This window comes from Streptomyces niphimycinicus, assembly GCF_018883605.1.
Classification (GTDB): Bacteria; Actinomycetota; Actinomycetes; order Streptomycetales; family Streptomycetaceae; genus Streptomyces; species Streptomyces niphimycinicus.
Map to the genome: position 1 here is coordinate 1 of NZ_JAHLEM010000386.1, position 6911 is coordinate 6911.

The following is a 6911-nucleotide window of genomic DNA, read 5'->3' on the forward strand; positions in this document are numbered from 1 at the left end:
CGGCGCGTCTGCGTCGCGGCGGCGGCATCTCTCGGCGCACGTGATGGCACCGGTCCTGGATCACGCCCGTCGCCGTGAGATATCGGACCGTCCGGCAGGTGCCGCACTGCGGCAGCCAAGGGGTATCCGCACGGCCGGAGTACGGCTCCAGGGGGATGTATCCGGCGGCACGTAGCCGTCGCTCGGCGCGCTGTGCGTCCAGAGGCCGGGAGGTCACAGCGCGCCTCCGGGGAGGTTGGCCCGTACCTCGCGGTACAGGGCACCCCCGGCGGAACACCTCTCGCCGGTCCGGCAGTCGGGGCAGTCGACGGCGTGACTGAGGAAGTGGCTCCAGGCTGTCGGCTCGGGCTCCGGCGGCGCGGGCTCGGCGCCGCAGGTGGGGGCGCAGGCCCACACCTCGTAGACCACGTGAGCGGGGCCACGCTTGACGGTGACGGTGCCCAGTGGCTGGCTGGGCGCGTCGATCAGGCGCAGGCCGCAAAGGACGCAGTCCCAGCCGCCGGTCTGGGCGTGGGTGAGCGTGTCGGGGTCCACCAGGGCCAAGACCGTCGCTTGCTCGGGGGTCGTCATCGGGTCCTGCCTCGATCGAGAGCGCGGCGCATGGCCGCGGCCTCGGCGACCGGGTCACGCTGGTAGGTGCGGGCGTGGGGAGGGCAGGCGTAGATGGTGCGGCCGGCGCCGCTTCCTCCGTGCTCGACGTCGACGATGACCGGCTCGTCGGTGGGCAGCTCGCAGCGGTAGCAGGTCTGGCGGCCCTGCGGGACGGGGCCGAGCACGGCGCGGTCGGCCTCGGCCAGCGCTCCCCACAGCTTGAAGGCGTCGGTCAGGTAGTGGTCGACCGAGAGCGGCACGCACCAGTGGGTTCCGGGCGGCGTGGTCCAGGAGTTGGGTGGCACACCGAGGTAGCTGCACTCGTCCGCCAGCTCGGCCAGGACCCGCACCTGCCGCAGATGCCAGCTCGTGGCCGAGCCCACCGCGACGAGCCAGTACAGGGTGCCGTACTTGTCCTGGATGACAGCGCCGGTGGCATCGCCGAGCATCTCCAGGGCGCGCTCGCCCACGGTCGGGGCGGCCCTCACGGCGTCCCACCATTTGCCCGCGGGTAACGCCTCGACGTCCACGGCGGGCGGCGGCTCCCACGGCAAAGCTCCGGTACTCATGCGTCCCCTTCCCGGCTACGGGTAGTGAGGAGACGAAACCGCGCGTCATGCTGTATCGACCAGCGCTGACCCGCGGCGCGCATACGCGTATGCAGCTAGCGCATACCCGTAGCGGGCAAACGGAGAGACACAGGTACCAACAGGAGAAGGCATGAACTGGTCTTCACAGGCGATTCGGGACGCCGCCCGCCAAGGTGACTACGGGCGGGTCGTCAGCCTGGCCCGCCGCGACGCCGGTGTCTCCCAGAGCCAGCTCGGCGACGCCTGCGGGATCAGCCAGTCCGCCGTCTCTCGTCTCGAAGGACGGGGCACAGCCTCATACGACATGACCATCCTGGCGAGAGCCGCCACGCACCTACACGTCCCCCCGCGTCTGGTCGGCCTCGCCGACCACGCAGCGGCGCATGTCGCCGAGAATGGACAGCACGACGTGCACCGGCGCAACTTCCTCGCGGGGACCGCAGCGATCGCCGCCGCGCCCACCCTGGCAGCTCGTCACCCCGAGCCCGCAGACACTGGCCAGGCCGCGACCCTCCGTGTGGCCACCACAGCCTTCCGCCGCCTGGACGGCACTACTCCCTCCCGGCAGCTCTCCGAGCCAGTCCTTGCCCATCTGCGGCTCACCCAGACCATCACCGGCGACGCCGAAACGGCCGAGCAGCGAGCCCGATTGGCCGCAGTGGGCAGTGAAGCCGCCTCCCTCGCCGGTTGGCTGGCCTGGGACATGAACGACACCGGATCGGCACGCACCTGGTACGGCGCAGCCATCAAGGCCGCGCGTACCTCCGGTGACCGGCTGCTCCTCGCCTACCAACTCGGCAGCCTGGCTGGATTCGAGGCAGACGCAGGGAACGCCCCCCAGGGGCTCGCCCTCGTCCGCAAAGCCCACCGCCAGCTCGGTGACGCAGCACCAGCCATCGCCACCGCGTGGCTCGGCACGATCGAGGCGCTCGCACACGCGGCCGCAGGGGATCGTCCCGCCGCTGAAACCGCACTCGGCCAAGCCGCCCGGAGCACCGACGCCGTCCAGGACGAGCAGCCCCCGCCGTGGCCATGGGTGTTCGCCTTCACCCACACCAAGGTCGCGGCAGCCCGGCTCACCTGCGGCGCACGGCTCGGCCTCCCGGAATGGGTGGCCGCCTCCCAGGACGCAGCCGCAGCAGCCCTCACCTCGAGCCACGAGAAGCAGCGTGCGCTGCTCATGCTCGACCTGGCCGCCGCGCATCTTGCAACTGGCCGACTCGATGGTGCGTTCCCTCTGGCTGGGCGGGCACTTGAGGTAGGCGCGCGGTATCGGTCAGGTCGGATCATCGAGCGTGCCCGTGGGCTCCGGCGCTCCTACACTTCTACGACTCCACCCAGGGTTGTCCGCGAGTTTGACGACCGCCTGTACGGCATCTATCTGTGATCATGAAAGGAGCAGCCCATGCGTCTTGGCATCACCGGCCACCGCGGTCTGTCCGCAGAGGTCGAGCGGTTGGTTCGCCGGGCTCTTCGGGATGAAGTCGCGCGCCGTGGGCCTGATCTGGTCGGGGTCTCGTGTATTGCCGACGGCCCGGACGCCTGGTTCGCTGAGCTGGTGCTGGAGGCGGGTGGTCGCCTTGAGGTGGTGGTCCCTGCGGAGCAGTACCGTGAGGGTCTGCCAGAGGAACACCACCAGACCTATGACCGTCTCATCGAGCAAGCTGCCGACATCCACCGCACGGGCATGGTGGAGTCGGATTCTCAGGCGCACATGGCCGGAAGCGAGATCCTGGTGGGTCTGGTGGACGAGTTGGTCGCTGTGTGGGACGGGCAGCCAGCTCGCGGGTACGGCGGTACGGCCGATGTTGTGGCCTACGCCGAGCGCACCGGTGTTCGTTCTCGGGTGATCTGGCCAGAGGGTGCTACCCGAGACTGACCGAAAGCGCGGCTTATCATCCACCGCGTGGACATCCCCGACAGACTCATCGAACTCCAGCAAGCCGCCGACAACGAGCGCGACAAGCTCACCGGCCTCGACGGGCAGGAGGCCGTCCCGCGCTCAAAGGCGGAACAGGCTGGAGGGGGCTGAGTGGTCACTGTCGACGTAGCTACGCAGCTACCGCCATGGCGAGGTCTGGGCTGTCGCGCACGTAACCGAGAGCAAGGTTAACGACCACATGCAGCACGGCATGGTGGAGCACGTTGAGGATGACGAAGAGGTCTGGGCTCAGCCCGAGCACATCTTCCAGCTTCACCAACGACTCGGCGGAGTGGCGGGCCTGATGGTGGTGACCACGGCCTACGCCGGCCTGCGATGGGGCGAGCCGGCTGGACCGCACCGAAGCAGCATTCTGCTGAGGCGGCAGGACACCCTTGACGGCCAGCCCTTCCTGCGCGCTGTGCTGCGTGTGGACCCGAAGGTCGGGGCGCTCCACGAGGCCGAGTTCGAGCTGGATGCCGAGGGTCTCGAGGCTTGGCACGCTGCGGAGGACGCGCGGCTGGAAGAGTGCCGGGCGAAGAGCTGGAGGGCCGTCCGGCCGACGGGCGTCCGGCGCTGGAGCGGAAGCGTGGATGCGCGGGGCGCGAGGGGTGGAAGGCGATCCTGGCCGGGTTCACGATGCGGGGCGGCCGGCACACGGCCGACACCTGGATGAAGGAGGACCGCATCGACCGCGCACTGCGGTTCCCGGCTCAGGGCTGGGCGGTCGGCGACATCGAGGGCGTGTACGAGCACGTCAACCCGCAGATGCGTAAGGAGCGGCTCGACGCTCTCGAGGCTCGGTGGCGCGGCAGTCGCCGTCGAATCCTCCGTGTGGCGAGCTGATCGCACGCCTACAAGTTGATCTCCCGTTTCGCTCCCATTCGGCCACGCGAAAGCCCCGCACCGATCTTGGTACGGGGCTTTCGTTGCTGGTCGATCACTGTGGGCGCAGACGGGTTCGAACCGCCGACATCTGCCTTGTAAGGGCAGCGCTCTACCGCTGAGCTATGCGCCCTGGGGGAGCTGTCAGCCTACAGGGTCCCCGGGGTGGTGCCGCAATCGTGAAGGGGCCGGGGAGGGGCCCGTATCCGGGGCTCGGGTGAGAGAAGTCCGCAGATCGCGAACCGAACCGAGCGCTGTGCTCGTCAGTGTCGGGTGGGAGAATGACATTCGGACCTGGGCGATCCATCGGGAGCGGGTAGTGGCGGCGACATCTACAGGGTCTGCGCGTCCATCGCGGGAGTCTGCGCGTCCGGGAGCCCGGGGGCGTCGTTCGCGGCGTCCCTCTGTGCTCGGGCTGATGTTGCTGCCGGTGCCGTTGCTGGCGGTGGTGGGGGCGTTTTCGTTCGCTGGTGGGAGCGGGGGGCGGCGGTGGTTCGGGGGGCGGGGGGAGAGTCAGCGGGCCGAGGCGCAGGCGGCCAAGGACGCCGCGGCGGCGGCGTTCTATGAGCTGGACACGGCGCAGCGGGATCTGCGGATCTCCATCGAGACGATCACCGCCGTGGACGATTCGCCCGCCGCGCGCCGGACGGCGGCCGACTTCTCGGCGCTGGGGCAGCGGATCGACCAGGTCAGCCGGGACTACATCACGGCGGTGGACGCGCATGATCTGGATCGGGACGATCTGGACTCGGCGACGGCCTCCCGGGCGCGCACCGATCTGACCAGGGCGAAGGACGCGCTGGAGCGCACCAAGGCGGATCTGGACCGGTTCGCGCAGGGGCTGGGGCCGCTGCTGGAGCAGGCCGAGACGCGGCTGGCGCGGCTGGCGCCGGCGGTGGAGCGGGCGCGGCAGGCGCTGCTCGCGGCGAGTAACGCGCTGGACGCGGTGCGTGCGTCGGGGCTGCGGGCGGACGATCTGGCGGCCCGGCTGGCGGCGCTGTCGCCCGAGTTGACCAAGCTCAACCAGGGGGCCGGGCAGCACGGTGTGCAGGAGACCCTGCGGCGCGCCGACGATGTGCTGCGCAGGGCGGAGGCGGTGCGCGGGGAGGCCGAGCGGCTGCCGGAGCGGTCGGCGGAGATCGACAAGCGGCTGGTGTCGCTGCGCACCCGCGCCCAGGCGATCACCACACGGGCCGCCGGGGTCGAGCCCGTCCTCAGCGAGCTGCGCCGCCGCTACAGCGCGGCCTGCTGGCAGGATCTCCAGACGGTCCCCGCGCAGGCGGCGCGGGATGTGGCGCAGGCCGAGGAGAAGCTCAAGGAGGCGCAGGCGGCGCGCGAGGAGCAGCGCTGGCCGGACGCCACCGCGCTGCTGGCCACCGTGAGGGCGCTGCTGAACAGTACGGACGAGGCCGTCTCGGCGGCCGGGGACCGGCTGCGGCGGCTGGACGAGGTGTCGTTCGACCAGCAGAAGGAGATCGAGCGCACCCGGTTCGCGATCCGCGACGCCCAGCGGCTGGCCATGGCCGGGCGCGCCACGCCCGATCCGCGCCACGCCCGCCCGCTGGACGACGCCGTGGAGCGCCTGGAGCGGGCCATCGCGGGGCTGGAGGGGCGGCATCCGGACTGGTGGCACTTCCTCTCCGAGACGGAGGCCGTACGGCAGACCGCCGCCCGGGTCGTCCAGGGGATCCGGGAGGAGCGGGGCGGCGGGCACTGAGCAGCCCGCGCGCCAGGGGCTCTGTCGTTCGGGGGGCTGACCTGCGGTGCGGTGGTTATGCTCCTGCCATGCCTCGCTACGAGTACCGCTGCCGCGCCTGCGGCACCACCTTTGAGCTGAACCGGCCCATGGCCGAGTCCTCCGCTCCCGCGTCCTGCCCGGACGGGCACGGCGACACGGTGAAGCTGCTGTCCACCGTGGCCGTCACCGGCGCCTCGTCCTCCTCCTCCGCCTCCTCGGCCCGGCCGCCGTCCGGTGGCGGTGGCGGTGGCGGCTGCTGTGGGGGCGGCTGCTGCGGCTGAGGGTGAGCCCGTGTTGAGCCGCGGTTGAGCCGACGGGGGCGGGGGCGGATCCTGGGAGGTACGTACCCGTGCCGCGCGTATGTCGCGTACGCGACGGTGGCGTGGCGTCCGCGGGTACCGCCTCGACCGCGAAGAGCGCGAGCAGTGCGAGCAGCGCGAATAGTGCGAGCAGCGCGCAGCCGAGGTCCGGCGCCAGCAGAAGGAGGCCGGAGATGGCTATGGGCCGCCCCTCCCCCATCGGTCCTCATCCCGCCGGAGTCGCACGGCACTTCCCGGAGCGGATCGGCGCGCACACCTCGCTCGATGAGCATCTGCCGGTCGATCACCGGCTGAGCAAGTTCTATCGCGTCGGCGCCGGGCTCATGGGGCTGGTGCTCGTCGCCTTCGGCATCTTGGGCCTGATCGACCAGGTCGGCTTCTTCGACATCGGCGGTGCCACGGTCGCCGGGCTGAACACCAACGGCACGCTGAGCGTGCTCTCCATCGTCATCGGGCTGCTGCTGTTCGTCGGCATGGTCATCGGCGGCAACTTCGCCTCGACGCTCAACCTGGTGCTCGGGATCCTCTTCCTGCTGAGCGGGTTCATCAATCTCGCGGTGCTGGAGACCACGTTCAACTTCCTGGCGTTCCGGATGCAGAACGTGCTGTTCAGCTTTGTGGTGGGGCTGCTGCTGATGTGGTTCGGCATGTACGGACGGGTCAGCGGCGGGCTGCCGCATGACAATCCGTACTGGGTCACCCGCCACCCCGAGCAGGCCGAACGCGAGGCCGTCCACGCCCGGGAGCTGATCGCCGCGCGCGGGCGCGCCGCCGAACAGACCGGGACGGCCGCCCCACCGGGCACTCCGCTCACGCCTGGAGTCCCGGGCGGGCCAGGCGCCCCGGGCGGGCCCCTTCCGGCCGGT

10 protein-coding genes and 1 tRNA gene are annotated in these 6911 nt (G+C 70.9%); 7 read left to right on the forward strand and 4 right to left on the reverse strand.

Annotated features, from left to right (window positions below):
- Nucleotides 1-213 precede the first annotated feature (213 nt).
- Nucleotides 214-570, reverse strand: a complete 357-nt coding sequence (locus KN815_RS30040; protein ID WP_216345025.1) for a hypothetical protein — start codon at nucleotides 568-570, stop codon at nucleotides 214-216.
- On the reverse strand, nucleotides 567-1160 hold the full coding sequence (locus KN815_RS30045; protein ID WP_216345026.1) for a hypothetical protein: 594 nt from the start codon (nucleotides 1158-1160) through the stop codon (nucleotides 567-569). Before KN815_RS30045 ends, KN815_RS30040 begins: the two co-directional genes overlap by 4 nt.
- Before the next feature lie 151 nt (nucleotides 1161-1311).
- Between KN815_RS30045 and KN815_RS30050 the strand changes: the two genes are divergently transcribed.
- The 3 genes from KN815_RS30050 to KN815_RS51665 are packed head-to-tail and all read left to right on the forward strand — an operon-like array spanning nucleotide 1312 to nucleotide 3213.
- A complete protein-coding gene (locus KN815_RS30050) occupies nucleotides 1312-2568 on the forward strand; it encodes a helix-turn-helix domain-containing protein (protein WP_216345027.1) in 1257 nt (418 codons plus the stop codon).
- An 18-nt stretch (nucleotides 2569-2586) separates the two neighbouring features.
- Nucleotides 2587-3060 carry a hypothetical protein gene (locus KN815_RS30055; RefSeq protein WP_216345028.1) on the forward strand — a complete coding sequence of 158 codons (474 nt, stop codon included), beginning with the start codon at nucleotides 2587-2589 and terminating at the stop codon, nucleotides 3058-3060.
- Nucleotides 3061-3087: 27 nt separating this feature from the next.
- Nucleotides 3088-3213, forward strand: coding sequence for a hypothetical protein (locus KN815_RS51665; RefSeq protein WP_301184662.1), 126 nt, complete (start codon nucleotides 3088-3090; stop codon nucleotides 3211-3213).
- Nucleotides 3214-3232: 19 nt separating this feature from the next.
- Here KN815_RS51665 and KN815_RS30060 read toward each other — a convergent pair whose 3' ends face one another.
- Complete coding sequence (locus KN815_RS30060; RefSeq protein ID WP_216345029.1) at nucleotides 3233-3604, reverse strand: hypothetical protein; 372 nt, start codon at nucleotides 3602-3604, stop codon at nucleotides 3233-3235.
- Nucleotides 3605-3630: 26 nt separating this feature from the next.
- Between KN815_RS30060 and KN815_RS30065 the strand changes: the two genes are divergently transcribed.
- Complete coding sequence (locus KN815_RS30065) at nucleotides 3631-3948, forward strand: hypothetical protein (RefSeq protein ID WP_216345030.1); 318 nt, start codon at nucleotides 3631-3633, stop codon at nucleotides 3946-3948.
- Between the two features lie 100 nt (nucleotides 3949-4048).
- On the opposite strand, the gene KN815_RS30070 is transcribed toward KN815_RS30065, so the two are convergent.
- Nucleotides 4049-4120 (reverse strand) — tRNA-Val (locus tag KN815_RS30070).
- Nucleotides 4121-4405: 285 nt separating this feature from the next.
- Here KN815_RS30070 and KN815_RS30075 point away from each other — a divergent pair.
- The 3 genes from KN815_RS30075 to KN815_RS30085 form a co-directional block, all read left to right on the forward strand.
- Complete coding sequence (locus tag KN815_RS30075) at nucleotides 4406-5704, forward strand: coiled-coil domain-containing protein (RefSeq protein WP_216345031.1); 1299 nt, start codon at nucleotides 4406-4408, stop codon at nucleotides 5702-5704.
- Nucleotides 5705-5772: 68 nt separating this feature from the next.
- Complete coding sequence (locus KN815_RS30080) at nucleotides 5773-6006, forward strand: FmdB family zinc ribbon protein (protein WP_216345032.1); 234 nt, start codon at nucleotides 5773-5775, stop codon at nucleotides 6004-6006.
- Between the two features lie 212 nt (nucleotides 6007-6218).
- A partial coding sequence (locus tag KN815_RS30085; RefSeq protein WP_443732334.1) for a DUF4383 domain-containing protein occupies nucleotides 6219-6911 on the forward strand: 693 nt, incomplete at its 3' end.